Origin of the sequence: Erwinia sp. SLM-02 (assembly GCF_037450285.1) — a bacterium.
Lineage (GTDB): Bacteria > Pseudomonadota > Gammaproteobacteria > Enterobacterales > Enterobacteriaceae > Erwinia.
This window is the reverse complement of sequence record NZ_JAQISN010000032.1, coordinates 1-440: the sequence shown is the minus strand read 5'-3', so window position 1 is coordinate 440 and position 440 is coordinate 1. Positions and strand designations below refer to the sequence as shown.

Sequence of the window (440 nt, the reverse complement as noted above, 5' to 3'; positions counted from 1 at the left end):
GACTACTCGGGTATCTAATCCTGTTTGCTCCCCACGCTTTCGAGCCTCAACGTCAGTTACCGTCCAGTAAGCCGCCTTCGCCACTGGTGTTCCTCCTAATATCTACGCATTTCACCGCTACACTAGGAATTCCGCTTACCCCTCCGGCACTCAAGTATGACAGTTTCCAATGCAGTCCAGGGGTTGAGCCCCTGCCTTTCACATCAGACTTGCCACACCGTCTACGCTCCCTTTACACCCAGTAAATCCGGATAACGCTTGCCCCCTACGTATTACCGCGGCTGCTGGCACGTAGTTAGCCGGGGCTTCTTAGTCAGGTACCGTCATTTTCTTCCCTGCTGATAGAGCTTTACATACCGAAATACTTCTTCGCTCACGCGGCGTCGCTGCATCAGGGTTTCCCCCATTGTGCAATATTCCCCACTGCTGCCTCCCGTAGG

At 53.9% G+C, this 440-nt stretch carries 1 rRNA gene; it reads right to left on the bottom strand.

Annotated features, from left to right (window positions below):
- Positions 1-440: ribosomal RNA gene (locus PGH32_RS24620) — 16S ribosomal RNA — on the bottom strand; the annotation flags it as partial.